The organism is Streptomyces sp. NPDC091371, assembly GCF_040684275.1.
Classification (GTDB): Bacteria; Actinomycetota; Actinomycetes; order Streptomycetales; family Streptomycetaceae; genus Streptomyces.
Genome location: NZ_JBFBFP010000009.1, coordinates 37,764 through 62,792 on the forward strand (window position 1 = coordinate 37,764; position 25,029 = coordinate 62,792).

24 protein-coding genes and 1 pseudogene are annotated in these 25,029 nt (G+C 73.1%); 8 read left to right on the top strand and 17 right to left on the bottom strand.

Annotated elements, in window-relative coordinates; translation table 11 throughout:
* Nucleotides 1–7: 7 nt before the first annotated feature.
* The gene (locus AB0O21_RS13025; protein WP_365170168.1) at nucleotides 8–145 is read right to left on the bottom strand and encodes a hypothetical protein; all 138 of its coding nucleotides are present in this window, start codon (nucleotides 143–145) and stop codon (nucleotides 8–10) included.
* Between the two features lie 306 nt (nucleotides 146–451).
* Here AB0O21_RS13025 and AB0O21_RS13030 point away from each other — a divergent pair, with 306 nt between their 5' ends.
* From AB0O21_RS13030 to AB0O21_RS13040, 3 genes are all read left to right on the top strand, one after another.
* Nucleotides 452–2,305, top strand: coding sequence for an AMP-dependent synthetase/ligase (locus AB0O21_RS13030; RefSeq protein WP_365170171.1), 1,854 nt, complete (start codon nucleotides 452–454; stop codon nucleotides 2,303–2,305).
* Between the two features lie 324 nt (nucleotides 2,306–2,629).
* Nucleotides 2,630–4,177 (top strand): alpha/beta hydrolase, encoded by a 1,548-nt coding sequence (locus AB0O21_RS13035; RefSeq protein WP_365170174.1) that lies wholly within the window; start codon nucleotides 2,630–2,632, stop codon nucleotides 4,175–4,177.
* Between the two features lie 87 nt (nucleotides 4,178–4,264).
* The gene (locus AB0O21_RS13040; protein ID WP_365170177.1) at nucleotides 4,265–4,510 is read left to right on the top strand and encodes a hypothetical protein; all 246 of its coding nucleotides are present in this window, start codon (nucleotides 4,265–4,267) and stop codon (nucleotides 4,508–4,510) included.
* Between the two features lie 59 nt (nucleotides 4,511–4,569).
* On the opposite strand, the gene AB0O21_RS13045 is transcribed toward AB0O21_RS13040, so the two are convergent.
* The 3 genes from AB0O21_RS13045 to AB0O21_RS13055 all read right to left on the bottom strand — a co-directional run bounded on the left by AB0O21_RS13045 (nucleotide 4,570) and on the right by AB0O21_RS13055 (nucleotide 7,232).
* On the bottom strand, nucleotides 4,570–5,742 hold the full coding sequence (locus tag AB0O21_RS13045) for a lipase family protein (protein ID WP_365170180.1): 1,173 nt from the start codon (nucleotides 5,740–5,742) through the stop codon (nucleotides 4,570–4,572).
* Between the two features lie 89 nt (nucleotides 5,743–5,831).
* Entirely contained in the window at nucleotides 5,832–6,872 is a 1,041-nt protein-coding gene (locus AB0O21_RS13050) for an AraC family transcriptional regulator (RefSeq protein ID WP_365170183.1), read from the bottom strand.
* Nucleotides 6,873–6,947: 75 nt separating this feature from the next.
* On the bottom strand, nucleotides 6,948–7,232 hold the full coding sequence (locus tag AB0O21_RS13055; protein ID WP_365170186.1) for a hypothetical protein: 285 nt from the start codon (nucleotides 7,230–7,232) through the stop codon (nucleotides 6,948–6,950).
* Between the two features lie 258 nt (nucleotides 7,233–7,490).
* Between AB0O21_RS13055 and AB0O21_RS13060 the strand changes: the two genes are divergently transcribed.
* Nucleotides 7,491–9,233 carry a long-chain fatty acid--CoA ligase gene (locus AB0O21_RS13060; protein WP_365170189.1) on the top strand — a complete coding sequence of 581 codons (1,743 nt, stop codon included), beginning with the start codon at nucleotides 7,491–7,493 and terminating at the stop codon, nucleotides 9,231–9,233.
* 240 nt (nucleotides 9,234–9,473) lie between these two features.
* On the opposite strand, the gene AB0O21_RS13065 is transcribed toward AB0O21_RS13060, so the two are convergent.
* Genes AB0O21_RS13065 through AB0O21_RS13075 form a run of 3 tightly spaced genes read right to left on the bottom strand, consistent with a single transcriptional unit; the run spans nucleotide 9,474 to nucleotide 11,359 of the window.
* Nucleotides 9,474–10,325, bottom strand: a complete 852-nt coding sequence (locus AB0O21_RS13065; protein WP_365170192.1) for a chromosome condensation regulator — start codon at nucleotides 10,323–10,325, stop codon at nucleotides 9,474–9,476.
* A 9-nt stretch (nucleotides 10,326–10,334) separates the two neighbouring features.
* A complete protein-coding gene (locus AB0O21_RS13070) occupies nucleotides 10,335–10,526 on the bottom strand; it encodes a DUF397 domain-containing protein (protein ID WP_365170194.1) in 192 nt (63 codons plus the stop codon).
* Nucleotides 10,523–11,359: a helix-turn-helix transcriptional regulator gene (locus AB0O21_RS13075; RefSeq protein WP_365170196.1), complete on the bottom strand. Its 837-nt coding sequence runs from the start codon at nucleotides 11,357–11,359 to the stop codon at nucleotides 10,523–10,525. Before AB0O21_RS13075 ends, AB0O21_RS13070 begins: the two co-directional genes overlap by 4 nt.
* Nucleotides 11,360–11,486: 127 nt before the next feature.
* Between AB0O21_RS13075 and AB0O21_RS13080 the strand changes: the two genes are divergently transcribed.
* Nucleotides 11,487–12,014 (top strand): ATP-binding protein, encoded by a 528-nt coding sequence (locus AB0O21_RS13080; RefSeq protein WP_365170199.1) that lies wholly within the window; start codon nucleotides 11,487–11,489, stop codon nucleotides 12,012–12,014.
* Here AB0O21_RS13080 and AB0O21_RS13085 read toward each other — a convergent pair.
* From AB0O21_RS13085 to AB0O21_RS13110, 6 genes and pseudogenes are all read right to left on the bottom strand, one after another.
* Nucleotides 11,971–12,240: pseudogene (locus AB0O21_RS13085) on the bottom strand (type II toxin-antitoxin system RelE/ParE family toxin); the annotation flags it as partial. The gene AB0O21_RS13080 and the pseudogene AB0O21_RS13085 overlap by 44 nt on opposite strands.
* A gap of 3 nt (nucleotides 12,241–12,243) precedes the next feature.
* The gene (locus AB0O21_RS13090; protein ID WP_365170202.1) at nucleotides 12,244–12,522 is read right to left on the bottom strand and encodes a type II toxin-antitoxin system Phd/YefM family antitoxin; all 279 of its coding nucleotides are present in this window, start codon (nucleotides 12,520–12,522) and stop codon (nucleotides 12,244–12,246) included.
* Nucleotides 12,523–12,575: 53 nt separating this feature from the next.
* Complete coding sequence (locus tag AB0O21_RS13095; RefSeq protein ID WP_365170205.1) at nucleotides 12,576–13,151, bottom strand: hypothetical protein; 576 nt, start codon at nucleotides 13,149–13,151, stop codon at nucleotides 12,576–12,578.
* A 50-nt stretch (nucleotides 13,152–13,201) separates the two neighbouring features.
* Nucleotides 13,202–13,891 carry a hypothetical protein gene (locus AB0O21_RS13100; protein ID WP_365170208.1) on the bottom strand — a complete coding sequence of 230 codons (690 nt, stop codon included), beginning with the start codon at nucleotides 13,889–13,891 and terminating at the stop codon, nucleotides 13,202–13,204.
* Between the two features lie 71 nt (nucleotides 13,892–13,962).
* Complete coding sequence (locus AB0O21_RS13105; protein ID WP_365170211.1) at nucleotides 13,963–14,823, bottom strand: LLM class F420-dependent oxidoreductase; 861 nt, start codon at nucleotides 14,821–14,823, stop codon at nucleotides 13,963–13,965.
* Between the two features lie 69 nt (nucleotides 14,824–14,892).
* On the bottom strand, nucleotides 14,893–15,972 hold the full coding sequence (locus tag AB0O21_RS13110; protein ID WP_365170632.1) for an ADP-ribosylglycohydrolase family protein: 1,080 nt from the start codon (nucleotides 15,970–15,972) through the stop codon (nucleotides 14,893–14,895).
* A gap of 988 nt (nucleotides 15,973–16,960) precedes the next feature.
* Between AB0O21_RS13110 and AB0O21_RS13115 the strand changes: the two genes are divergently transcribed.
* Nucleotides 16,961–18,049, top strand: a complete 1,089-nt coding sequence (locus tag AB0O21_RS13115) for a tyrosine-protein phosphatase (protein ID WP_365170214.1) — start codon at nucleotides 16,961–16,963, stop codon at nucleotides 18,047–18,049.
* Between the two features lie 73 nt (nucleotides 18,050–18,122).
* On the opposite strand, the gene AB0O21_RS13120 is transcribed toward AB0O21_RS13115, so the two are convergent.
* Nucleotides 18,123–20,699, bottom strand: a complete 2,577-nt coding sequence (locus tag AB0O21_RS13120) for a bifunctional FO biosynthesis protein CofGH (RefSeq protein ID WP_365170217.1) — start codon at nucleotides 20,697–20,699, stop codon at nucleotides 18,123–18,125.
* A 40-nt stretch (nucleotides 20,700–20,739) separates the two neighbouring features.
* The gene (locus AB0O21_RS13125; RefSeq protein WP_365170220.1) at nucleotides 20,740–21,522 is read right to left on the bottom strand and encodes an SDR family oxidoreductase; all 783 of its coding nucleotides are present in this window, start codon (nucleotides 21,520–21,522) and stop codon (nucleotides 20,740–20,742) included.
* Between the two features lie 451 nt (nucleotides 21,523–21,973).
* Between AB0O21_RS13125 and AB0O21_RS13130 the strand changes: the two genes are divergently transcribed.
* A complete protein-coding gene (locus tag AB0O21_RS13130; protein ID WP_365170634.1) occupies nucleotides 21,974–22,402 on the top strand; it encodes a hypothetical protein in 429 nt (142 codons plus the stop codon).
* 16 nt (nucleotides 22,403–22,418) lie between these two features.
* Here the strand turns inward: AB0O21_RS13130 and AB0O21_RS13135 are convergent, their stop codons facing one another.
* Nucleotides 22,419–23,678, bottom strand: a complete 1,260-nt coding sequence (locus tag AB0O21_RS13135; RefSeq protein ID WP_365170223.1) for a PLP-dependent aminotransferase family protein — start codon at nucleotides 23,676–23,678, stop codon at nucleotides 22,419–22,421.
* A gap of 101 nt (nucleotides 23,679–23,779) precedes the next feature.
* On the opposite strand from AB0O21_RS13135, the gene AB0O21_RS13140 reads away from it, so the two are divergent.
* Nucleotides 23,780–24,628, top strand: coding sequence for a hypothetical protein (locus AB0O21_RS13140; protein WP_365170226.1), 849 nt, complete (start codon nucleotides 23,780–23,782; stop codon nucleotides 24,626–24,628).
* Nucleotides 24,629–24,747: 119 nt separating this feature from the next.
* Here AB0O21_RS13140 and AB0O21_RS13145 read toward each other — a convergent pair whose 3' ends face one another.
* A complete protein-coding gene (locus tag AB0O21_RS13145) occupies nucleotides 24,748–24,957 on the bottom strand; it encodes a DUF397 domain-containing protein (protein WP_365170229.1) in 210 nt (69 codons plus the stop codon).
* Between the last annotated feature and the right edge of the window lie 72 nt (nucleotides 24,958–25,029).

Sequence of the window (25,029 nt, forward strand, 5' to 3'; positions counted from 1 at the left end):
GCTGCGGCTAGGGCTTCGCTTCCTCCGGACCGCCACCGCGGTTCTCCTCCGCCAGGGCGAGCGCGGATTCGCGCATGACGGCGACGGTGCCGGTGAGCCAGCGGCCGACGGCGGCCAGTTCGGACTCGTCGAGGCCCTGGACCACCTCGGCGCCATCCCGGTCAGCATCGGGGCCATGGCCGGCAGCCGCCCTGATCAGCCACCTGCCGGTGCCGGCGGTGCTCCTCGCACCCCAGGGCCGCAGCCGGGTCAGGGGGGCTGCGCCGCGACCACCTGGTACGCCTGCCGGCTGCGGCAGCTGATGGAGGACTGACCCGCCGGAGGCTCCGTTCACGGGGAGGGCGATTCGTGCCGGAGCGGTGAATATCGGGTGCAGGGGGTGGGCAGCGGTGGAGGCGGGTACGTAGATTACCGGCGGTAACACCTGTGCCGAGCCGAGGAGAGCACGCCCATGGAAGCCGAGCCGACACTGGTGGAGCCCGTCAAGACCGTGGTCGACGGGGTCGTGCGCGAGGTCTACGTCCCCGCGCTCGCCGCCGTGCCGGAGCGCGGGTCGCTCGGGGACATCCCGTTCGAGAACGCCCGCCAGGCCCCCCGCGAGCCGGTGCTCGCCCGGAAGGAGCCGGACGGGACCTGGCGCGACGTCACCGCCGCCGAGTTCGCGGCCGAGGTGCTCGCCGTCGCCAAGGGGCTGATCGCGGAGGGGCTCCGCGAGGGCGACCGGCTCGCCATCATGGCCCGTACGACCTACGAGTGGACCCTGCTCGACTTCGCCGGCTGGGCCGCCGGGCTGGTCACCGTACCGATCTACCCGACGTCGTCGGCACTGCAGGCCCGCTGGATCATCCAGGACTCCGGCGCCGTCGCGTGTGCGGTGGAAGACACCGCGCAGGCCCGGATGATCAGTGTCGAGCGGGCGAACCTGCCCTGGCTCACCCACCTCTGGGCCTTCGACACGGGCGCGGTGGGCCGGCTGGTCAAGGCCGGGGAGCACCTGCCCGACGAGATCGTGCACGAGCGGCTGGTCGCCCGTACGCCGGACTCCGTCGCCACGCTGATCTACACGTCGGGGACCACGGGCGAGCCGAAGGGGTGCGTGATCACCCACGCCAACTTCTTCGCCGAAGTGGACAACGCGGTGGAGCTGCTGCACCCCGTCTTCAAGGCCGCCAGCAAGGACCCGGCGTCCACGCTGCTCTTCCTTCCGCTGTCGCACGTCTTCGGCCGGATGGTCGCCATCGGGTGCCTGCGGGCGCGGGTGAAGCTGGGGCACGCGCCGAGCATCCGCACCGAGGACCTGCTGGAGGACCTCGCCGGGTTCCAGCCGACGTTCCTCCTCGCCATTCCCTACGTCCTGGAGAAGGTCTACAACACGGCCAGGGCCACTGCCGAGAAGATGGGCAGGGCGTCTTCGTTCGACCGGGCCGCCCGCATCGCGCGCAGCTTCGGCGAGTCGGTGGAGGGCAAGCTCCCCGGGCTCGGGCTGCGCGCCGCGCGGGCGGTCTACGACCCGCTCGTCTACCGGCGGATCCGGGCCGCGCTCGGCGGCCGCGTCCGCTACGTGCTGAGCGGCGGCTCCCCGCTGGGGCGGCGGCTCGCCGCCTTCTACACGGGGGCGGGCATCGAGGTCTTCGAGGGGTACGGACTCACGGAGACGACCGGCGCCAGCACGGTGACCCATCCGCAGCGGCCGAGGCTCGGCACGGTGGGCTGGCCGCTGCCGGGCACGTCGGTGCGGATCGCGGACGACGGGGAGGTGCTGCTGGGCGGGCGGCACGTCTTCGCGGGCTACTGGAACACCGGGCAGGCGGTCCCGTACGGGAGCTGGCTCCCGACCGGCGACATCGGCGAACTCGACGCGGACGGGTACCTCACCATCACCGGCCGCAAGAAGGACGTGATCATCACCTCCGGCAGCAAGAACGTCGCCCCGGCCCCGCTGGAGGACTGGCTGCGGGCCCACCCGCTGGTCGGCCAGTGCATGGTGGTCGGCGACAACAGGCCGTACGTCACCGCGCTCATCACCCTGGAGCCGGACGGGCTGGCGCACTGGCGGCAGATGCACAAGAAGCAGGACGTGCCGACGCGGGTGCTCGTGGAGGACGAGGCACTGCGGGCGGACCTCCAGCGGGCGGTGGACGACGCGAACCGGCTGGTGTCGAGGGCGGAATCGATCCGGCGGTTCGCGGTGCTTCCGGGGGAGTTCACGGAGGCGCGGGGGCACCTGACGCCGTCGATGAAGCTGAGGCGGGCCGTGGTGGCGCGCGACTACGCGGAGCGGATCGAGGAGCTGTACCGGGGGTAGCCCCCCGGCGGGGGCCCGGTCGGGTGCGGCGCCGCTGTCGGGGGCTCCGCCCCCGAACCCCCGCGCCTCAAACGCCGGCGGGGCTGGATTTCGCTGCTGCCGTCCGCCAGGCGCGACTGGGTTGCCGCGCAGCGGCAATTCCAGCCCCTCCGGCGTTTGAGGAGCGGGGTCTGGGGCGGAGCCCCAGTTCGGGAAGGGGCGGGGTGGGGGAAAGGCCCCGCGCAGCGGCCCCCTCGGCCCGGGGCCCCCGGGCCCCCGAGCTGGACGTGCTGCTGCGGCTGGCCGCGCTTATCGTGGGGCGGGGGGTCGCCCGAGGAGGGTTCCGTGCCCCGCACCCGCACCCGCACCGTCACCGCCGCCGCGGGCGTCGCGCTGGTGCTGGCCGCGCTGGGGGCCGCGCCCGCTCCCGGCGGGCTTCGATGGGGGGCGTGCCCCGAGCCCCGGGTGCCCGACGGGATGCGGTGCGCGAGCATCGACGTGCCGCTGGACTACGAGGGCAAGCGCAAGGGGAGCGTGCGGCTGCTGCTGGGCCGGATACCCGCCGCCGACCCCGAGCGGCGGCTCGGCTCGCTCGTGCTGAACTACGGCGGGCCCGGCGCCCCCGGCATCGCGAGCCTCGCCGCCGACCCCACGGCCTTCGCCGAGCTCGGCAAGCGCTACGACCTCGTCGCCTTCGACCCCCGCGGCGTCGGCCACAGCGAGCCCGTCTCCTGCGGGGCCGGCCAAGAGGCAGCGGAGGAGGCGGAGGTTTCCGGTGACGGCGCCGCCGCGCTGCTCGCCGCGCTGCGGGCCAGGGTGCGGCGGTGCGAGTCGGCTTCCGGGCCCGTGCTCCCGTACATCGGGACCGTCAACGTCTCCCGCGACATGGACCGCATCCGCCAGGCCCTCGGCGAGGACAAGCTCGACTTCCTCGGCTTCTCCTACGGGAGCCGCCTCGGCGCCGTCTACGCCGCACAGTTCCCGGACAAGACCGGCCGCATGGTCCTCGACGGGGTCGACACCCTCACCGAACCGCTCGCCGAGCAGGCCCTCGTATCGGCGCGCGGCCAGCAGCGGGCCCTGGACAACTTCCTCGCCTGGTGCGCCCACCGGCCCGGCTGCGTCTACGGCACCAACACCCGCAGCGCGAAGGAGGAGGTGGCCGCCCTCGTCGAGCGGCTCGACAAGGTCCCGCTGATCGGCCACGACGGGTCGTACTTCACCGGGCAGGACGCGGTCGGCGCGATCGGCGCCGCCCTCTACTCGCCGAGCACGTGGCCGGCGCTCGCCGACGCGCTCGCCCTGGCCGAGCAGCGGCGCGACCCGGCCGGGCTGCTCCAGCTCGGCGGCCCGCTGGAGGGGGAGGAGTCCGGGGGCGCGGGCAGGGGCGGCGGCAGCGACGTGCCCGCCGACAACGCCGAGGCCGCCCTCGCCGCAGTGAACTGCGCCGACGACCCCGACCGGCTGAAGGCCGAGGGCTCCCCGGCCGCCCTCACGAAGCAGCTGCTCGACATCCAGGAGAAGCTGCGGGGCGAGTTCCTCAAGGCCTCGGAGGTCTTCGGGCCGGAGCAGCTGCTGACCGTGCTGGCCTGCTACGGCCGCCCCGCCGGCACCGACTTCATCCGCCGGATCGACCACCCCGGTGCCCCGCGGATGCTCCTCGTCGGCACCCGCGGCGACCCGGCGACCCCGTACGAGTGGACGGAGGAGACGGCGCAGCGGCTCGGCTCGGCGGTGATCGTGGACCACAAGGGCGACGGGCACACCGGCTACTCGTCCTCGCGCTGCGTGCAGGGCTACGTGGACCGCTTCCTGATCGACGGGCGGCTGCCGTCCGGGACGCGGTCCTGCCCCGCCGAGGGGGCTCCCCCGGCGGTGGCCGGGGCAGAGTGACCGGGCGGCGCGGGAAGGACGCGTGGGAAGATCGTCCCGAGGTGCGGCCGGAGCCGGTCGCTCCGCAGGCATCGGAGGCACCGGCACATGATGGTGATCGCGGAGTTACTGGCCAACTTCCTTCCCGGGAAGGTGAAGACCCGGGGCGGCTATCTGCTGTCCGCCCTGCTGATGGCTCTCATCGCGGGACTGCTGGCCGCGGGGCTGGGCCGCTTCTACGGCCAGGACCGGGGGACGGCGCTGACCTGGGGCGCCGCACTGGCCGCCGCGGTGGCAGCGGGATACGCGCTCGCCTACCCCTTCATGCGGAACCGGCTGACCGGCGAGGGCTGAGCAGGAGCCGGCCGGGGAGACCCCCGGCCGGCTCCGCCGTGACCGGCCTCGGACCGCCCTCAGCAGTTGGCGTGCGTCGAACGGCCCGCGAAGCGGTCCGCCAGCCAGTTGCCGGCCGCCAGGGACTGGGTGATCACGCCGCTGACGTGCTCACCGACCCAGATGGTGTCGAACTCGACGTTCGCGCCCCGCGCGCACCAGTCGGAGCGCAGGGTGCGCCCCACCCCGTACGGGATCAGCTCGTCGCCGAGCGCGTGGTACTGGTACACCGGCGCGGCCGGGGCCGTCCGCCCGAGCCTGCTCTGGTTCAGCCGGGCCTGCCAGTCCGGCCGGTCGAGCGGGTTGCTCGTGGTCAGGTCGGAGATCCGCTTGAAGGAGCCGGCGACCGAGTCGATCGCGACGCAGTTCTCCTTCATGCCGGCGACCAGCAGCCTGCCCACCGGATTGAGGTAGGAGTCCAGCTTGAGCTCAGGGAAGGCAGCGTCCTGTCCGGCGGCCGCCATGAAGATGAGCCCGGAGCCGTAGGAGCCGTTGTTGAAGTCCGCCACCCTCAGCAGGTCCGCCGGGACACCGCCGGTCGCCGTGCCCTTCACGCGGAGCTCGGGGGCGTACGAACCCTGCAGCTCGGCCGCCCAGCTGCCGGCCTGGCCGCCCTGCGAGTAGCCCATGATCCCGACGGGGGTGTCCGCCGACAGCCCGGCCTCGGGGAGGCGGATGGCGGCGCGCGCCGCGTCGAGGACGGCGTGCCCGGCCGAGGGGCCGACGGTGTAGGTGTGGACGCCCGGGGTGCCGAGGCCCTCGTAGTCGGTGACGACCACGGCCCAGCCCCGGAGGGTGAGTTGCTGGATGAGGTTGGCCTCCATGGCGGTGCCGTACGGGAGGTTGTTGCTCGGCGCGCAGGAGTCACCCATGCCGACCGTGCCGACGGCGTACGTGACGAGCGGGCGCGGGCCGGTGCGGCCGTCCTGCGGGACGATGACGGTGCCGGAGACGACGTTGGGGGCGCCGTCGGCGGTGGTGGAGCGGTAGTGGACCTTCCAGGCCTTGGTGTTGGTGGGCTGGCCGGGCAGCGGGTGGAAGGCGGAGGGGGCGCTGGCGACGACGTCGCCGGGGGCGGCGGTCGCCTCCGTGGGGGCGGCGGTCGCGGCGGGGATCCCGGCCGCCAGGGCGGCCACGGCGGCCACGGCGGCGAGGGCAGTGCTCCGGATGCTCCGCGTGCTTCGGATGCGCATGGGCGGCTCTCCCGAGGTTCCGTGTGGGGGCAGGTGAGGAGAAGGTAGTGACCGACCGGTCGGAAGGTCGCTGACCGTGCAGCTCACCTTTACTGGCCCGGGTTCACAGACCGTGTCGCGCCCGGCGGGGGTGCGGTGCGGTACGCGCCCGGCGTCGTTCCCGTCCAGCGCCGGAACGCCCGATGGAAGGCGGTGTCCTCCGAGAAGCCCAGCCGCGCCGCGAGTTCCGCGATCGGCTCCCCGCTCTCGGCCAGGCCCGCGATGGCCGCGTCGCGCCGTACGTGGTCCTTCAGCTCCTGGAACGAGGTCCCCTCCTGCCCGAGCCGGCGCCGCAGCGTCGCCGGGGACACCGCCAGCAGCGCCGCCACCTCCCCGAGCCCCGGCAGCCGCGGCGAGGTGCGCAGCCGCTGGGTCAGCGTCCGGCGCACCTGCTCCGCGACCGTGGTCCCGTACTCCGGGCGGGACAGCAGGTCGAAGGGGGCACGGCGCAGCATCGCGTCGAGCGCGGCCTCGTCCCGTACGAGCGGAGCCGTCAGCCAGTGCGCGTCGAACGCGGCCCCCGTACGGTCCTCCCCGAAGCGGACCGGGCAGTCGAAGAGGACCTCGTACTCGTCCTTGTGCGGCGGCGGGGGATAGGCGAAGGCGGCATGGGCGAGCGGGATGCGCCGCCCGATCAGCCAGCTGCTCAGCCGGTGCCAGATGGCGAGCACGCACTCGGTGAGGAAGCGCTCCTCGTCGCGGGCGAAGTCGTTGCGGACGGTGAACCGCGCCTCGGAGCCGCTGACTTCGAGCGCCAGCTCCGGCCCGCCCGGGAACAGCCCGTAGAAGGCGGCGGCCCGCTCCATGGCCGCGCCCAGGTCCCGGCAGCCGAGGGAGGCGTGGCACATCATCGCGAAGGTGCCGGGGCGGCTCGGGACCGCGCCCAGGCCGAGGAACTCGTCCTGCGTGGTCCGGTACAGGGCCCGGAACAGCCGGGCGAACTGCGCGGGCGTGATCCGCGCCCGGTCGTCGCCCAGCAGCAGGGGCGGGATCTGCGCCTCCTGGAGCAGCGGCACGGTGTCGATGCCGCCGCCGCGGGCCCCCGCGAGCACGGCCCGCACGTGGTGCACGGTGATCGTCCGCCTCCCCATGGTCCGACGGTAACGGGCCGGGGCGCCGGGCGATACGGACGTGCGGGGCTTGCCGAACTCAGTCCGGCGCCAATCTCAATTCAGGACGAGCCGAATGATGTGAACCGCGAGACCGACGTGTGCGGCAACGCATGCCACCCAGGCCCAGAGGTTGCGCATTCCATGGCGGGATACGGTTGCCCAGCCCACCGCCAGGAATACGGCCGACAATGCGCAGAGCACCCAGGAAACAACGGTCCACGGTGTCGCGGATTGGTCGGCGAACTGCCTGATGGCCACCAGCGGCAGGAGCAGCAGCAGGGGCAGCGCCCAATCGCCATCGCCGGCTGCGAGGGGGCGGGCGGACTTGGTGTCGGTCATCCAGGACGCTCCGTTTTTTGCCGGGTACCGGGCACGCGTACACACACGCACATTACCCACGAGTCGAACACGTGCCCGTGGGGAGTTGTCCAACACGCCTTGTGTATCGCGTTGTTGACCGAAAAGAGCCGATCGAGCCCTGGATGAGCGCGGGATGAGCGCTGGAGTCAGCGCGAGTGACGCTTCCGGTCATGCCGCCGTACCGGCCCCGCCGCCTAGCGTCGAGGGCCACCGACCACGGGCGCGGGAGGGCATGCGATGGATGTCGACGACGGGCCTCGGCCCGGCACGCTGGCGCGGTTCACCCAGTGGACCGAGAAGCGGTACGCGCCGGAGACGGCACTGAGGTTCCGGGCGCCGGACGGCGACGGCTGGGAGACCCGTACGTACGGCGAACTGGGTGCGGAGGTCCGGGCCGTCGGCCGCGCGCTGCTCGCCCTCGGCGTGGCCGCCGGCGAGCGGGTCGCCGTACTGGCGGAGACCCGTCCGCAGTGGACGTACACCCACTTCGGGGTACTGGCGGCGGGCGCGGTCCTCGTACCGGTGTACCCGACGGCGGGAGAGGAGGAGCTCGCCTGGGTCCTGGGCGACTCGGAAGCGGTGCTCGTCGTCTGCGACGACGCCGCGCAGGCGGCCAGGGTCGAGGCGCTGCGGGCGAAGCTGCCGGGGCTGCGGGAGGTCGTCCTGATGGACGCGCTCCCCACCCTTCCCCTCGCCCCGGCGCCCGAACTCCAGGCCCGGGCCGAGGCCGTCAGCCCCGGGGCGGACGCCTCGATCGTCTACACCTCGGGCACGACCGGCCTGCCGAAGGGCTGCCGCCTCACCCACGCGAACCTGGGCGCCATCCAGGACGCGACCCTGCCGCTGATCAAGGGCGGCCCGGGCGACTCGACCTACCTCTACCTCCCGCTCGCGCACCTGCTGGCGCAGCTGATCCAGTTCACGACGCTGCTGGAGGGCGGGGAGCTCTGCTACTTCGGCGGCAGGATCGAAGACGTCCTCTCCGAGCTGGCCGTCGTCCGGCCCACCCATCTCCCCTCCGTCCCCCGTCTGTTCGAGAAGCTGCACTCGGTGGTGCTCTCGCTGGCCGAGTCCCAGGAGGGCGGCCGCGAGCGCCTCGACGAGGCCGTACGGGTGGGACTGCTGGCGGCGGAGGGCCGCCTGCCGGAGTCCCTCGCGGAGCAGCACGCCGCCGCCGAGACGACCCTCTACTCCCTCGTCCGCGGCGCCTTCGGAGGCCGGCTGAAGTGGGCGCTCACGGGTGGCGCCCCGATCGCCCCGGCGACCCTGGACTTCCTGCGGGCCTGCGGGATCGCCGTGTACGAGGGGTACGGGATGACGGAGTCGGGCGGGGTCATCTCCCTCAACCATCCGGAGGCCGTGCGCTACGGCACGGTGGGCCGCCCGATCGCCGGCTGCGAGGTGCGGATCGCGGGCGACGGGGAGGTGCTGGCCCGAGGCCCGATGGTCTTCCCCGGCTACCACGCGAACGCGTCCGCATCATCCGAGGCACTGGACGCGGAGGGCTGGCTCCACACGGGCGACCTCGGCGAACTGGACCCCGACGGCTACCTCAGCATCACCGGCCGCAAGAAGGAGCTGATCATCACCTCGGCGGGCAAGAACATCACCCCGACGGAGGCCGAGTTCGCCATCCAGCGCTCCCGCTACGTCTCCCGCGCCGTCATGATCGGCGACCGCCGCCCCCACCCCGTCGCACTGATCACCCTGGACACGGACGAGGTCGCCTCCTGGGCGACCCGCGAGGCCGTGGCCCTGGGCGACTCCCCGTCCACCCACCCGCAGGTCCGCGCCCTGATCGAGCGGGCGGTCACCGAAGCCAACACCACCCTCTCCCGCCCGGCCCGCATCCGCGCCTTCCACATCCTCCCGGAGGACTTCACCCCGGAGGCGGGCACCCTGACCCCCACCCTCAAACTCCGCCGCAAGGCGGTGGCGGAGCGGTACGCGAGCGAGATCGAGGGGCTGTACGGGGGGTGAGGGGGCGGGGGCGGGGGTGGGGGTGGGGCGGGGGCTTCGCGGTTGGCGGGGTCCGGGCTGGGCGGAATCAGAGATGTCCTGACGGGAAACCCCCCCCAGGACTTCTCTGATTCGGGCCAGTCAAGGTCCCGCCGACCGAGGTTCCGGTCGTCTGTTGCTGTCCGCCCCGGCCAGGGCCCCCGTCCCGGTGCCCCGAGGGTTCAGGCGCCGCCCCGCGCCCCGCGTCCCGCGTCCGGAGGCCTATGGAGGCTGGACTCCGGACCAGGCATCGGCTTCGCACTGTCTGTCGGCATTGTTCCCTGCGGTCACGACCGTGCCGTTGGCACGCAGGCCAAGGGTGTGCGTGGAACCGGCCGCCACGGCGACAACGTCGTGCCAATCACCGACTTCGCACTGTCCGTGGCTGTTGTCACCCGCTGCGAGGACCCGTCCGGACGCAGTGACCCCGACGGTGTGGTAGCTGCCCGCGTCGAGGGCCACCACGTTTTCCCACTCATCGACCTCACATGCCCCGGTTGCCCGGTCCCCGGTCGCTACTGCCCGCCCGTCGGCTCTGAGGCCGACGGTGTGGAGATACCCGGCCGAAATGGCAGCCAGGTCACGCCACTCTTCAACGGCGCACTGCCGACGCCGGTTGCTCCCCACGGCCAGTGCAGAACCGTCCGACCGGACGCCGACCGAGTGCCAGTCACCACATGACACGACGACCATCTCGCGCCAGGACTGCACGTCGCACTGTCCTTCCGAACTCCGGCCGACCGCCAGCACGCGGCCATTCGCGAGTAGCCCGAGCGTGCGGCGCCAGCCTGCGGCCACGGCCGTGACGCCTCGCCAGTCGGTGACGTCACATTGCCCATCGCCATTCCACCCCGTTGCCAGCACGGTGCCGTCCGACCGGAGTCCCACCGTATGAGACTTGCCCGTGTTCCTTGCGGTATGGACGTTGCCGGCTGCCACCGCGACGATGTCTTCCCATCGCTCGACACGACATTCAGCGGCTGCGGTATTGCCCACGGCGAGAACGGTTCCATCCCGGCGCCGTCCGACCGAATGACGCCTTCCGGCCGCCAGCGCCGACGAGTTGGCGAACATTCCGCCTCCTCAGCGCCGGGTGCCCGTGACCCCGCCGAGGAAGTCCGCCCAGGCCGTGGAGGTGACCGCCAGCTCGGGGCCCGCCGTCACCTTGGAGTCCCGGATGTGGACGGCTTCCGTACAGGCGGCGACCTCGACGCAGTCGTCGCCCTCGCTTCCGCTGTAGCTGCTCTTGAACCACCGCAACGGGGAGCTGTTCACAGGGATCCTCGCAATCGCATCAACAGGCCCGCGCTGTCCGCCGGGTTGAGGGCCTGGATGCGAAGTTTGGCATACCTCTGGTGGAGCACGCTGATGGCTTTCGGGTCCGAGATCACCTGGCCTGTCTTCTGTCCCTCGCTGTACCCCACCCACTCGTGTTCGTCGGTTTCGAGGAGACGGAAGGGGCCGTCGGTGCCCGCGTGCTCCGGGCTGACCCTCGGCATGATCTGCAGGTCCACATTCGGCAGCCTCCCCACCTCCAGCAGGTGGTCGATCAGCTCGCGCGTCACCTCCGGCCCGCCCGTCTGCCGTTCGATCACCGACTGCTCGATGATGAAGCTGAAGGCGACGTACGGCGTCTTGAGGAGCAGTGCCTGTCGGGCCAGCCGGGAGCGGATGCGGGCCTCCGCCTCCTCCACCGTCGCTAGCGGTGGGACGTCCCTGATCTGGGCCCGCGCATACGCCTCCGTCTGCAGCAGCCCCGGCACCGACCTGCACTCGTACGTATTGAGCGCGACGGCGGTCTCCTCCAGCTCCGCCCACCGCCTGAACCACTTCGCCAGCCCCCGCCGCCGCTCCAGTCGGCTCGCTGCGATGCGGATGACCCCGAAGCCGTCCAGTGCCTCCTCCGCCCGGTCCACGAACTTCGTGGACGGGTGGCGGCGGCCCTGTTCCACCGAGGCCACGTACTGCACCGAGTAGCGCACCAGCGGGCGGAGCTGTTCCTGCGTCAGGCCGGCGCGTTTGCGGAAGGCCTTGATGGTCTCGCCGAAGTTCCGCAGGTCGTCGTCGGGCTCGACCTCGCCGTCAGCGCTCTCGTCGACACTCGTCACAGCGGTCACCTCCCCGGAACCAGGTTCACGCACGGTGACTGTCACTGTCCAGACAGTGAACTACTACTCTTCAAAAGTAGTAGTCGGGTTGCTGGGAACTGCCGTGGTCACGCGGGACGTTCAGTCCATGACCGCACCTGCCGGCCCCACCCGGGCCCTCGTACGCACGTTCACTCAGCGTTTCAGCTGCACCCGCCGCGGGGCGCGCCTCGCCCGGCAGCTCGCGCTCGTCGAGCTCCACGACTGGGAGATCCCGGAGTCCACCGCGCTCTCCGCCGACGCGGGCCTCCTCGTCGCGGAGCTCGCTGCCAACGCGGTCACGCACGGCCGCGTCCCCGGGCGGGACTTCGGGTTGCGGATGACGCTCCTCGAAGGCGTGCTGCGGGTGGAGGTGTCCGACGCGCGGCGAGACCGGCGGCCGGTCGTGCGGCCGCGTGAGTACCTGGCGGAGTCCGGGTACGGGCTGCGGATCGTCGAGGCCGTCGCGGCTGACTGGGGGGTCGTGGACCGGGTGGTCGGGAAGACGGTCTGGGCGGAGCTGAGCCGCCGGGCCGCAGCGGTGGCGCGAATGCGTCAGATGGTGGCGGGTGGCGAGATCGACTGCAGCGGTCTCGGTACGCCTCGCGCCGGTGGCCCGCCGCCAGGCCCCAAATGATCAGTCGCCCGTCCTCGACGGTGTAGACCACACGGTAGTCGCCGACGCGGAGGCGCCAGCGCGACGCGTGCCCTTGAAGGGCCTTGATGTCGAAGGCTGCCGTGTCTCCCGCCGTGAGGGCCTTCTGGAGTTCGGCGAGCCGGTGCAGGATCCGCAGGGCGTCGGGGCGGGGGATCTCGAGGAGGTCTCGTTGCGCGTGTGAGGTGAACCGGGTGACGTAACCCATCCGTCAGGCCTGGTCGCGGAGGATGGCGGCCATTTCCTCAAGCGACACGGATCCTCCCGTGCCTTCGCTCTCGGCTTCGTCGGCCAAGCGGTTCAGCCACGCTTCCTCGGCCTCGTCGGAGAGGCGCCGAAGGCGCTGGTACTCATCGATGTCGATCACGACGGCTTCCTGCTTGCCGCGGCGCGTGATGATCGTGGGGACGCCTTCGCGGCGTGCGCGGTCTATGGCGTCCGCGAGGTGGCTGCGGACCTCTGCCATGGATTCGATCACAGGCTCGCTCATGCGATCAATGTACCAGGTGTACATGAACAGGGCCTCCTACAGGCAGCCGGGCGTCACGGCCGCCAGCGCGGCGCTTCGTCGTCCGGGGTGTCGGGGCCGGCGAAGTGGAACGGCACGCCGAGGTGGTCGGCCAGGGCCGAGCCCGCGCGGGTGGCGGCGGCCGCCGAGGGGTGGAGAGGGCCCGGGTCGGCGCCGTCCAGGGCGCGTACGGCCGTGCCCCGGTAGATCGTGGCCAGGGAGTTCTGCCCGGCCGGGTCTTCCGTGATGGCCAGCAGGTTCACGAACCAGTCGTGGACGGTGTCTCCGTCCCAGACGGCCTCGATCGCCACCACGCGGGCCCGGATGCCGTGGACGAGGGCGGTGAGCGAGGCCAAGTCGAGCGGGGAGTCGGGCGTACGGGCGACGCGGTCGCCGAAGTGCTCGTAGCGCCGGGAAACGATCACCTGGGCGTCGTTCAGGCCCAAGCCCTGCGCGCGGCCCGCCTTCCACACGAGCCGGACTGCCGGCAGGAAGCTGTCCTGCAGGACGTATCCGTCGGCCTGGTCGCGGATGCCCGCCGGGAGCGCGTCCCACCGGTCGCCGATGCTCCGGTCCGTGGCGTCGTCGCCGTGCGCCTCGGGGTTCGTCATGGAGTGATGATCGGCGAGGTGCGGTCCCGGCGGCGAAGGGATTTCGCGGCCTAGCTCGGGGAGTGCCACGGGGGGTCGTGGCGGCGGCGTTGTTCTTCCAGGAGGTCGCGGTCGGATCGGCGGCGCAGGCCCGCGGTGAGCATGGATCCGCCGACCAGGAGGAAGAGGCCGGCCGTGATGCCCGGGCCGATGGGGTCGACGGAGCGGTCGTCCGTGGCCTCGATCCAGGGGGCCAGGACGCCGAGCGGGTCCTTGTAGAGGACGACGTGCTGCTCCTCGGCGAAGTCGCCGAAGCAGTTCTGCTGGTTGCCGAGTTCGCTGACTTCGCCCGCGTCGTCGATGACGTGGCAGTAGTACTCGCCGTCCCCCTTGGTGCCGCTGCGCTCCCCGGTCAGGACGACCACGGCGCCGACCCGTTCGCCGAACTCCTTCGCGTACGCCTCGTACAGGGCCGGCCCCGCGAACAGGCTGAGGGCGAAGACTCCGAAGCCGACGATCGTCGCGGCGCCGCTGCGGTGCCACTTGGCGCCCGCCACGGTCGCGCCGACGGCGGCCGTGGCGAGGATGACCAGAACCCCGGCCCACAGCCCGCCGTACGGGAACTGGCCGAGGAAGCCGGCCGCCGAGGTGACCGTGGGGATGAGCAGGGCCCAGAAGAGCGAGTTCCGTGCGGTGCGGCCGGCGGACCGGGGGGTTGTGGGCTTCCCGGCCGGTGTGTGGGCCTGCTGGGCCGTTTCCATGTGTGCGTTCCCCCGGACCGCGTCGCGTGATGGTCGGGCCAGCTTAGGCGGGCGCCCGCGCGGGCCTGCGGTCAGAGGTACTGGGCGAACCCGTCCAGCGTCCGCAGGATCTCCGCCTCCGGGGCCGAGGGGAGCTGGAGGACGACCTCCTCGATGCCCAGGTCGGCGTAGTGGGCCAGTTTGCCGGGGTTGGGCTGGACGGAGCAGGGGACCACTTGGAGGGACTTCGGGTCGCGGCCGGCGGCTTCCCAGACCTGGCGCAGGACCGGGAGGGACTCGGTGAGGCCGTGGCCGCCGATGGGGAGCCAGCCGTCGGCGTGGTCGGCGACGGCGGCGAAGAGCTTCGGGCCGGCCGCGCCGCCGATCAGGGTTCGGGGGCCGTGGAGGGGGGTGCCGGGGGCGAGTTCGCGGGGGGTCTGGGCGGGCTTGGGGTATGCGGAGCTGGCCTGGACGGAGGAGAACTCGCCGAGGTACGCGGTGGGCTCGGGGGCCCACAGGGCCCGCATCAACGCCATGCGGTCGCGGACCAGTTCGCGGCGGGTGCGCCACTCGACGCCGTGGTCGGCGGCCTCCTCGACGTTCCAGCCGTAGCCGATGCCGAGGGTGAAGCGGCCGCCGGAGAGGTGGTCGAGCGTGGCGATCTGCTTCGCGAGGTCGATGGGGTCGTGCTGGGCGACCAGGGTGATGCCGGTGCCGAGGTGCAGGCGCTCGGTCACGGCCGCGGCCTGGGCGAGGGCGACGAAGGGGTCGAGCGTGCGCCCGTACATCTCGGGGAGCTCGCCGCCCATGGGGGCGGGGCTCACACGACTGACCGGGATGTGGGTGTGCTCCGGGAGGTAGAGGCCGGAGAAACCGCGCTCTTCGAGGGCGCGGGCGAGACGGACGGGTGAGACGGTGCGGTCGGTGAGGATGACGGTCGTGGCGATCCGCATGGCTTCTGGCACCTCCGGGACGTGGGAACCGTAACGGTACGGGCTGAGCCGTTGATTGTTGAGGGGGCGTCAGATCTGGTGCGGGGGGTGCACTGGGTAGCGGGCCAGCCAGCCGGGGCCGGTTGCGGCGGGGCCGTGGAGGGTCGGGCCCTGGGTCATCTCCAGGGCGAAGTCGTCGGCGAGTTCGAGGAGGGTGGCGCGGCCTTCGAGGTCGGCGAGCCAGGCGGCCGGGAGGGCGGTTTCGCCGTGCAGCGCGCCGAGCAGGGCCCCGCACAGGGCGCCGGTGGCGGGGGAGTCGCCGCCGTGGTCGACGGCGAGGCGCAGCCCGTGCGGGACGTCCTCGGCGACGAGCGCGCAGTAGAGCGCGACGGCCAGGGCATCCTCGGCGCCGTGGGTGTCTGCCAGGGCTTCGACGGTCTCGGGGCCGGGCGGGGCCGCTGTGACGGCGGCCAGGGCGCGCTGGAGGGCGTCGGTGACGGGCTGGTGCCCGGGGCGGGCCCCGAGCAGGCCGAGTGCGCGCTGGACGGCGGAGTCGAGGGAGTCGCCGCGGGTCAGGCCGTGCACGATGACGGCGAACGCCCCGGCGGAGAGGTAGGCGGCGGGGTGCCCGTGGCTCTGCGCGGCGCATTCGACGGCGAGCTGGAGGACGAGGGCGGGCTCCCAGCCGACGAGCAGCCCGAACGGGGCCGAGCGGGCGGTGGCGGCGGCGCCGCGGGCGGTGGGGTTCTTCGGGTTCTCGAGGGTGCCGAGGGTTTCGTCGGCGAAGCCGGTGAGGCAGGCGCGGTCCGGGCCGCGGCGGACGTAGAGCCACTCCTGCTGCGCGAGCCAGCCGTTGTCCTTGCGGCGCTCGTCGGGGCCCCAGTCGTGCTGGGTCGCTGCCCAGCGGCGGTAGGCGCGGTGGACGTCGGTGGGCGGGTGCCAGGCGCCGGTGTCGCGGCGTACGTGGGCCCGGATGAGGCCGTCCACGGTGAAGAGGGTGAGCTGGGTGGCGGCCGTGACGCCACCGCGGCGGCCGTGCGCGGGTTCCTCGCGGAGGGCGTCCAGGGCGTCCAGAGCGCCGAGGGCGTCGCCGATGGCGCCCCCGAGGAGCGCGCCGCGGACCCGGCTGCGGAAGTCCTGCTGCTCGGCGCGGCCCCACAGCCCGGTGATGGCGCCGCGCTGTTCGGTACGGGCGCCGGTGCCGGTGCCGGCGGCGGGGGGCGGGGTGGGCGTCGGGCCCGCGGGGAGGGCCGTACCCCCGGGCGGGGTCGCCCCCGGGCCGGGTGCGATGCCCGCGCCGTTCGCCGTGCCGGCACCCCGGGCGGCCGCGGGGTGCGGGCCCGCGGCGGTGCGAGTGCCGCCGGCGGGGGTCGGGGTGCGCGCGGGGCCCGCGCCCAGGTCTGTCCCCCCGGGCGGGGTCGTCCCGGGGGCGGGGGACAGGCCTGCGGTGACCAGGCCCGTGCCGTTCGGGGTGCCTGCGGGCGGGGTTGTCCCCGGGGCGGGGGACGGGCCCGGTGCTGCGGGGCGGGTGCGCAGGGGGGTGTCCCCGGTGGGCGGGAGGTACGGGTGTACGGGCGTGCCCGCCGGCGGGGTGGCGGCGCGTGCGGCGGCGGGGTGCGGGCCCGCTGCGGCGAGGCCCCCGCCGAGGGGCATCCCACCGGGCGGGGTCGCCCCCGGGGCGGAGGCCAGGCCTGCGGCGGCGAGGCCCCCGCCGGGCGGGAGGCCCGTGCCGAGGGGGGTGCTCCCTGGCGGGGTCGCCCCCGGGGCCGGGGCCAGGCCTGCGGCGGCGAGGCCCGCGCCGGGCGGGAGGCCCGGGGTGAGGGGGGTGCCTCCGGGCGGAGTGGTGCTTGGGGCCAGGCCTGCGGCGGCGAGGCCCGTGCCGGGCAGGGCGGCCCGGTTGTCCCGGTCCGGGTTGTTCTTGTCGTTCATCGTGCCGCTCGTACCGATCATTGCTTCCACCCCCGGCGCCGCGCATGCGAACCCGCACTGTAGTGGACACGTTCGTTCGAACCCGTAAGTGAGGGGAGAACGGCCGGAAAGCGAACACATCCGGCCGCCACCTGGCTGATGGCACGTTTTGCCACTTGTCGTCGAGTGGGTCGGTCGCGGCCACACCGCGTTCATCGGACGTTTCCCGCCGCCGCCCACGCTCGGCGGCATGAAGAAGGCCCTCCTCGCCGCGACCGTCGTCGCCTCCGCCCTCACCGCCTCCCTGGTCGCGGTCCCCGCCGCCTCCGCCTCCGGCTGGGACCTCCCCTGGTCCGGGCACCACAACAACAACCACCGGTCCTCGATCCCCTTCACCGAGGCCACCGTCACCGCCGGCGCCGACGGTTCGTACACGCTGAAGTGGAGTGCCAACGGCACCAAGCGCGTCGAGATCAAGGCGAACGGCAAGGTCGTCGCCAAGGGCGGCGCCCAGGGCCAGGCCGTGGTCACCGGGCTGCCCGCCGCCGACCGCCAGTGGTTCGACTTCGACCCCGAGCGCGGCGAGGGCCTCCGCCTCGCCGACCGCCAGGTCAAGCTGGAAGGCGCCGTCAACTTCCGCGACGCGGGCGGCTACCGCACCACCACCGGCCAGTGGGTCAAGATGGGCGAGGTCTACCGCTCCGACGCCCTCAACAAGCTGACCGCGAACGACCTGGCCAAGCTCCAGCGCCTGCGCGTCAAGACCGTCTTCGACCTGCGCATGCAGGACGAGCGCACCAAGGACGTCGACAAGGTCCCGGCCGGCGCCGCCTACGCCGTCGCCGACGTCTTCGCGGGCTCCGGCTCCTTCCAGTCGATGCCCAAGACCCCCGACGAGGCCGTCAAGGCCATGGTCGACGCCGAAAAGGCGATGGTCAGCGGCGAGGGCGGGAAGAAGGCGTACACGCAGGTCTTTGACGGCATACGCAACGACGGCGCCCGCTCCGTGCTCTTCCACTGCACCGCCGGCAAGGACCGCACCGGCTGGGCGAACGCCGCCCTGCTGACCGCCCTCGGCGTCCCGAGCGAGACCGTCATGGCCGACTACCTGGCCAGCAACGACTACCGCAAGGCCGCCAACGACCAGATCCTCTCCCACCTGCCGGCCCCGCAGGCCGCCGTCTACAAGCCGCTGCTCGACGTCCGACCCGAGTACCTGAACTCCGGCTACGACGAGGTCAAGGCGCAGTACGGCTCCTTCGACCGCTACCTGAAGGACGGCCTGGGCATCGACTCCCACGAGCTGAAGCAGCTCAAGCGGGACCTGCTCGTCGGCTGACCCCGAAGAGCGGGTGCGTGAAGGGGCCCGGCCGGATCTTCCGGGCCGGGCCCCTTCCGCGTCAGCCCCGGCGTCAGTCCAGTACGGGCAGCAGCTCCGGCAGGTGCCCGTCCGAGGCGCGTGCCGCCTCCTGCCGCTCCCGCGGCACCTCCCCGTACAGCGTCGTACGGGCCTTCGCCGGCCGTCCCGCCGCCTCCGCGACCGCGATCAGGTCCTGGACCGACTTGTACGATCCGTAACTCGACCCCGCCATACGGGAGATCGTTTCCTCCATCAGGGTCCCGCCGAGGTCGTTCGCCCCGGAGCGGAGCATCTCGGCCGCGCCCTCCGCGCCCAGCTTCACCCAGCTCGTCTGGATGTTGGGGATGTGCGGGTGCAGCAGCAGCCGGGCCATCGCCGTCACCGCCCGGTTGTCGCGCACCGTCGGGCCCGGCCGGGAGATGCCCGCGAGGTACACCGGCGCGTTGGTGTGGATGAAGGGGAGGGTGACGAACTCCGTGAAGCCGCCCGTCCGCTCCTGGATCCGGGCCAGCGTGCGGAAGTGGCCGAGCCAGTGCCGGGGCTGGTCCACGTGTCCGTACATCATCGTGGACGAGGAGCGGATGCCCAGCTCGTGCGCCGTCGTGATGACGTCGATCCAGTCCGCCGTCGGCAGCTTGCCCTTGGTCAGGACCCAGCGCACCTCGTCGTCCAGGATCTCCGCCGCCGTGCCCGGTATGGAGTCCAGCCCGGCCTCCTTGGCCGCCGTCAGCCAGTCCCGTACGGACATCCCCGTGCGCGTGGCCCCGTTGACGACCTCCATCGGCGAGAAGGCGTGCACGTGCATGCCGGGGACGCGTTCCTTCACCGCCCGCGCTATGTCGAAGTAGGCCGTGCCCGGCAGGTCCGGGTGGATGCCGCCCTGCATGCACACCTCGACCGCGCCCACGTCCCAGGCCTGCGCGGCCCGGTCGGCGACCTGGTCGAGGGAGAGGGTGTAGGCGTCCGCGTCCGTACGGCGCTGCGCGAAGGCGCAGAAGCGGCAGCCGGTGTAGCAGACGTTGGTGAAGTTGATGTTCCGCGTGACGATGTACGTGACCTCGTCGCCCACCACCGACTTGCGCAGGTCGTCCGCGATGCGGCACAGCGCGTCCAGGGCCGGCCCGTCCGCGTGGAGCAGCGCCAGGGCCTGCTCGTCGGTGAGCTTCGTCGGATCGTCGGCGGCCTGCGCGAGCGCGCCCCGCACGTCCGTGTCGATGCGCTCGGGGACCATTCCGGGCGCGGCCATCTCCCGCAGCGCCTCCCAGTCGCCGTACACCTCGTCGAAGTCGTCGCGGCGGTCGCCGGTGCGGCCCTCGGTGTCGATGGTGGCGTGCAGATCGGTGCGCCCGTAGGCGGTGAACCCCTCGTCGGGCTCCTGCCAGGGCCGCCCCTCGACGGTCGCGCCCTCGTCGGCGAGCCCGGTCTCCGGGTCCGCCAGCGCGCGCACGTGCGGCAGCAGGCGGGGGTCCAGCCAGGGTTCGCCGCGCTGCAGGAACTCCGGGTAGATGGTGAGGCGTTCGCGCAGCTCGAAGCCCGCGGCGGCGGTGCGCTCGGCCAGCTCCTCGATGTGCGGCCAGGGGCGCTCGGGGTTGACGTGGTCGGGGGTCAGGGGCGAGACCCCGCCCCAGTCGTCGATGCCGGCGCCGATGAGCAGGGCGTACTCGGCGTCCACCAGGTTCGGCGGGGCCTGGATGCGGGCGCTCGGGCCCAGGATGTGCCGGGCGACCGCGATGGCGGCGGCCAGCTCCTCCAGCTCCGCGTCCGGCATGCCGCGCATGGCGGTGTCCGGCTTGGCGCGGAAGTTCTGGACGATGACCTCCTGGATGCCGTGGTAGCTGCGCTGGATCCGCCGCAGCTCGAAGAAGGCCTCGGCGCGCTCCTCGTACGTCTCCCCGATGCCGATCAGGACGCCGGTGGTGAAGGGGACGTTGGAGCGGCCGGCGTCCTCCAGCACCCGCAGCCGGACGGCCGGCTCCTTGTCGGGGGAGCCGTGGTGGGGGCCGCCGGGCTCGGACCACAGGCGGGTGGCGGTGGTCTCCAGCATCATGCCCATGGACGGGGCGACGGGCTTCAGCCGCTGGAGCTCGGACCAGGACATGACGCCCGGGTTGAGGTGCGGGAGCAGCCCGGTCTCCTCCAGGACGCGGATGGCCATGGCGCGCACGTAGGCGAGGGTGTCGTCGTAGCCGTGCGCGTCGAGCCACTCGCGGGCCTCGGGCCAGCGGTCCTCGGGCCGGTCGCCGAGGGTGAACAGCGCTTCCTTGCAGCCCATCGCCGCGCCCTGGCGGGCGATGTCGAGGACCTCGTCGGGGGAGAGGTACATCCCGTGGCCGGCCTTGCGGAGCTTGCCGGGCACGGTCACGAAGGTGCAGTAGTGGCACTTGTCGCGGCACAGCCGGGTCAGCGGGATGAAGACCTTGCGGGAGTACGTGATGACACCGGGCCGCCCGGCGGCGGCGAGCCCGGCGTCCCTTACCCGGGCGGCGGAGGCGGCGAGGTCCTTCAGTGCCTCGCCGCGCGCCTGGAGGAGTACGGCCGCCTCGGTCGCGTCGAGCGCGACGCCGTCACGTGCGCGCCGGAGCGCGCGACGCATCGCGTTGTCGGTCGGAGCGTCACTCGGAGTGGTCATGCGGTGAGCATACGATCAGCTCGGGCGCGGGCGGAGGGCCTCACCGCATCAGCTCACCGGCGTTGACCAGCAGCGACTGGCCGGTTATCGCCCGTGCCCGGTCGGAGGCCAGGAAGGCGGCGGCGTCGGCGACGTCCCCGTCGGTGGCGAGGTCGGGCAGCGCCATGCGGTCGGTGAGGCGGGCGTGGACTTCTGCCTCGGGCACGCCCTCGGTGTGGGCGGTGAAGGTGACGAAGGCCTGTACGGGCGGCCCCCACATCCAGCCGGGCAGCACGGTGTTGACGCGGATCCGGTGCGGGCCGAGCTCGCGGGCCATGGAGTACATGGCCGAGGTCAGCGCCCCCTTGGAGGCGGCGTAGGCGGCCTGCTGCACCTCGTTGGGCGCGGCGACGGCGGACTGGGTCCCGATGATGACCACGGAGCCGCCGCGCTCCTTGAGGGCGGGCAGGGCGGCGCGGGTCATCCGCAGCGTCCCCAGCAGGTTCACGTCGATGATCTGCTGCCAGGTTCCGAAGTCGGCGTCCTCGATGCCGCCGAAGTACGAGTCCCAGGCGGCGACGTGCACGACGGCGTCGACCCCGCCGAACCGCTCCCGCGCGAGCGTCACCAGGGCCTCGCACTGCGCCTCGTCGGAGATGTCGGTGGTCCGGTAGGCGGTGTGGATCCCGTCGGGGTCGATCTCGGCGGCGGACTTCGCGAGGTTCGCCTCGGTGCGGGCCCCGAGCACGGCGTTCCCCCCGTCGCGCACGACGGTGGCGGCCACCTGGTGCCCGAGGCCGGCCCCGACGCCGGAGACGATGACGGTCTTCCCTTGCAGCAGCATGGTGCGCCTCCTGGGGCGGGGCCATAGATCTGACGGTGCGTCAGGGTACGGGGGCGGTCCGGCGATGTGAAGGGGGCGCGGCCGCTTCCCGGCCCATGCCTGCGCCTGGCGGCGCCTGTCGGCCCGCGCCTGCGCCCGGCGGCGCCTGTCGGCCCATGCCTGCGCCCGGCGGTGCCCGGGGGTGCCTCGCGGTGGCCGCGGTGCCGGGACGGCCCCGGCGGTCTCAGTCCGTCCCCGTCGGCTCCCGGCAGCGCCTGGCGTGCTGCGGATGCCCGGCTTCACGGGCGGCCCCACAATGAGTCTTGCCCGGTGCTCCTGCCGTCCGCAGCGGAACGGAGGTCGAACCCACGTGGCCCATCGCGAAGACGGGGGCCGTCCGGGGGCGCCCTCCGACGGCCCCGAGGAGGCCGGAGCGGCGCGTGGCGACTACTCCGGCGCCGTCTACGGCTCGCTGCTCGCCGCCTCCGTGGTGGTCGGTGCCGGAGTGCCCGGCCCGTTCCCGCGGTTGCACCTCGTCGTGCTGCTGCTGTCCACCGGTGTGGTGTTCTGGGCCGCCCACGTCTTCTCGCGCATCTTCGGGGCCCGCATCGTGCGCCACCTGAGCTGGCGCGTGATCCGCGGCAGGGCCAGGGAGGAACGCCCGATCATCGAGGCGGCCGTCCCACCGGCCCTCGCCGCGGCCGTCAGCCCGCTGTTCGGGCTGGGGTCGGCGGGAATGGCCTGGCTGGCCCTCATCGTGGCCCTGGCCGGCCAGGTGGGCTGGTCGGTCCTGGCCGCCAGCCGCGCCGGCGCCACGCGCGGGCTGATGGCGGTCGCCGCCGTGGCCAACCTCCTGCTCGGGCTGCTCATCGTGCTGCTCAAGGTCGCGCTCCAGCACTGAGGGCCCGCGCCGGCCGTCAGCCCGTACGCAGCCCGTGGTCCGCCAGGGCCGCGCCCAGACGGGAGACGCCCTCCGCGATCTCCTGCGGGGTGTGCGTCGAGAAGGACAGGCGCAGGGTGCGCGGGTCCGGGGAGCCCGTGAAGAAGGGGGCTCCGGGGACGAAGGCCACCTGGCGGGATATCGCCGCGCGGAGCAGGGCCGCCGCGTCGTGGAACTCGGGGAGGCGGGCCCAGACGAACATGCCGCCCTCGGGCCGGTTCCACGAGGAGCCCGCCGGGAGGGCGTCGCCGAGGCCCGCCAGCAGGGCGTCGCGGCGGGCCCGGTACGCCGTGCGGACCGTGGCTATGTGGGCGTCCAGGTCCACCGCGGCGAAGTAGCGGGCCGCGGCCAGCTGGTCCACCGTCGAGGTGTGGAGGTCGGCCGCCTGCTTGGCGACCACCGCGGCCCGGCGCAGCGCGGCCGGCGCCCGCAGCCAGCCCAGCCGCAGCCCCGGCGCCATGATCTTCGAGAAGCTCCCGAGCAGCGCCGTACGGTCCTCCGCCCCGGGGTGCGCGGCCAGCCAGGGGACGTCCGCGCCCTCGTAGCGGAGGTCTCCGTACGGGTCGTCCTCCACCAGCCACAGCCCCATGCGGGCCGCGATCTCCGCGACCGCGGCCCGGCGGCCGGCCGGCAGGGTGCGGCCGGTCGGGTTCTGGAAGGTGGGGATCGTGTAGAGCAGCTTCGGGCGCTCCTGCCCGACGAGGTCGGCGAGGGCCTCCGGGACGATGCCCTCCTCGTCGCAGGGCACGGGCACCACCCGCGCCCCCGCCAGCCCGAAGCACTGCAGCGCCGCCAGGTAGGTGGGGTTCTCGACCAGGACGACGTCGCCGGGTTCGACCAGGGCGGCGGTGATGAGCGTGAGCGCCTGCTGGGAGCCCGAGGTGATCAGTACGTCGTCCGCGTCCGTCGCGAGCCCCCGCGCGGTGGCCCGGGCGGCGACGGCCGCGCGCAGTTCCGGGTCGCCGTCGGTGGTGGAGTACTGGAGCGCGCGCCGCGCGGACGTCGCGAACGCGGCGTCGTACGCGGCCCGCAGGCCCTCGGTGTCGAAGAGTTCGGGTGCGGGGAGGCCGCCGGCGAAGGAGATCACCCCGGGGCGTTGGGTGAGCGCGAGGATCTCGCGCACGGGGGACCCCTCCACGGAGGTGGCCCGGGCGGCGAACGAGGGGGGCGCGGTGACGGAAGCGGGAGTGGCGGCGGCGGCAGGCACGGTGGCTCCTCGGGATTCGGGTGCGCGCATCGTAACCACAGAAGCTTGTATATGGCATGCATGTATCAGGTCGTGAACCGGCGGGCGCCCGACCCCTCCCGATCTGACGTCGCATCAGCTAGACCGGTCCCATGACGACAGACAGGCAGCAGGACACCCGCGTCGAGGACTACGCCGACCTCGCGGCCGTCGGCCCCTACGGCGTCCGCCCCGGCCACGCGCTCATCACGATGGTGGAACCGCACCCGGGCCACGAGTTCGCGTACAACCGCTGGTACGAGGACGACCACTACTACGCCGGCGCCATGGCCATGCCCTGGATGTACGCCGGCCGCCGCTGGGTGGCGACCCGCGAACTCCAGGAGCTGCGCTACCCGGAGAAGTCGGCCGTCGCCCAGCCCGTCACGGCGGGCTGCTACATCTCGACGTACTGGGTCACCGAGGGCCGCTACGACGAGCACATGAAGTGGACCGTCGGCATCAACAAGCGCCTGGGCCGCGACGGCCGGGTCTACCAGGACCGGACGCACGTGTTCACGTCCTTCCAGGACCACGAGGCCACCGTCTACCGCGACGGCGCCGCCGGCCCCCGCGACTTCCACGCCCTCGACCACCCGTACGCGGGACTCGTGGTCCAGGTCGTCGACGCCGACGGGCCGGAGCAGCGGGCCGAGCTGCTGGAATGGCTGCGGTCGAGCGCGCTGCCGAAGCGGCTGCACGGGTCACCGGCCGCGATGGTGACCGTCTTCCGGCCGACGCCGCTGCCCGGCGACCGGATGACCTACGTCAAGCAGGTGGAGGGGGTCGACACCCGCCTCACGCTGCTCTGGTTCCTCGAAGCCGATCCGCGGACCTGCTGGGACCGCTTCCAGGGACTGGACGCGGAGGTCGCGGCGGCGGGGCTGGGGCGGGTGGAGCTGGTGGCGCCGTTCATCCCGACGGTGCCGGGGACCGACCGGTACGTCGACCAGCTGCGGTAGCCGGACATGGCCGAGCCCCCTCGGCCAGGACGGCGTGCCGGTCGAGAGGGCTCCAGTCGGTGGTGCTGGTGGTGCTGGTGGTCGTACTGACGGGGTGGTTGGGACGCATGCCGCGACGTTCAGGCGAGGCGTCCCATCCGTCCTTCGGTGACGTCGGCGACGAACGAGGTCCAGGAGCCGGGCGCGAAGGTGAGGGACGGACCGTCCTGCACCTTCGAGTCGCGGACGGCGATGGCCTCCATGACGGGGGACTTGACCTCGACGCAGGCGCCGTTGGCGGAGTAGGAGGACTTGGTCCAGTTGTCCGTGGCGCCCTGGCGAATAGCCATGTTTCTCTCCGGTTCAGCGAGTGGTTCCGGTGTCGCGTCGGCCGGTTTTCGGCTGACCGGAACGACGCTACC

Bases quoted from the DNA above. Each gene is read 5' to 3' on its own strand.
- AB0O21_RS13055 (WP_365170186.1), bottom strand. From the start codon at position 7,232: ATGACCGACACCAAGTCCGCCCGCCCCCTCGCAGCCGGCGATGGCGAT.
- AB0O21_RS13095 (WP_365170205.1), bottom strand. From the start codon at position 13,151: ATGACGAACCCCGAGGCGCACGGCGACGACGCCACGGACCGGAGCATC.
- AB0O21_RS13145 (WP_365170229.1), bottom strand. From the start codon at position 24,957: ATGGCTATTCGCCAGGGCGCCACGGACAACTGGACCAAGTCCTCCTAC.
- AB0O21_RS13090 (WP_365170202.1), bottom strand. From the start codon at position 12,522: ATGAGCGAGCCTGTGATCGAATCCATGGCAGAGGTCCGCAGCCACCTC.
- AB0O21_RS13065 (WP_365170192.1), bottom strand. From the start codon at position 10,325: ATGTTCGCCAACTCGTCGGCGCTGGCGGCCGGAAGGCGTCATTCGGTC.
- AB0O21_RS13115 (WP_365170214.1), top strand. From the start codon at position 16,961: ATGAAGAAGGCCCTCCTCGCCGCGACCGTCGTCGCCTCCGCCCTCACC.
- AB0O21_RS13030 (WP_365170171.1), top strand. From the start codon at position 452: ATGGAAGCCGAGCCGACACTGGTGGAGCCCGTCAAGACCGTGGTCGAC.
- AB0O21_RS13080 (WP_365170199.1), top strand. From the start codon at position 11,487: ATGACCGCACCTGCCGGCCCCACCCGGGCCCTCGTACGCACGTTCACT.
- AB0O21_RS13135 (WP_365170223.1), bottom strand. From the start codon at position 23,678: ATGCGCGCACCCGAATCCCGAGGAGCCACCGTGCCTGCCGCCGCCGCC.
- AB0O21_RS13050 (WP_365170183.1), bottom strand. From the start codon at position 6,872: ATGGGGAGGCGGACGATCACCGTGCACCACGTGCGGGCCGTGCTCGCG.
- AB0O21_RS13125 (WP_365170220.1), bottom strand. From the start codon at position 21,522: ATGCTGCTGCAAGGGAAGACCGTCATCGTCTCCGGCGTCGGGGCCGGC.
- AB0O21_RS13120 (WP_365170217.1), bottom strand. From the start codon at position 20,699: ATGACCACTCCGAGTGACGCTCCGACCGACAACGCGATGCGTCGCGCG.
- AB0O21_RS13140 (WP_365170226.1), top strand. From the start codon at position 23,780: ATGACGACAGACAGGCAGCAGGACACCCGCGTCGAGGACTACGCCGAC.
- AB0O21_RS13105 (WP_365170211.1), bottom strand. From the start codon at position 14,823: ATGCGGATCGCCACGACCGTCATCCTCACCGACCGCACCGTCTCACCC.
- AB0O21_RS13060 (WP_365170189.1), top strand. From the start codon at position 7,491: ATGGATGTCGACGACGGGCCTCGGCCCGGCACGCTGGCGCGGTTCACC.
- AB0O21_RS13040 (WP_365170177.1), top strand. From the start codon at position 4,265: ATGATGGTGATCGCGGAGTTACTGGCCAACTTCCTTCCCGGGAAGGTG.
- AB0O21_RS13100 (WP_365170208.1), bottom strand. From the start codon at position 13,891: ATGGAAACGGCCCAGCAGGCCCACACACCGGCCGGGAAGCCCACAACC.
- AB0O21_RS13045 (WP_365170180.1), bottom strand. From the start codon at position 5,742: ATGCGCATCCGAAGCACGCGGAGCATCCGGAGCACTGCCCTCGCCGCC.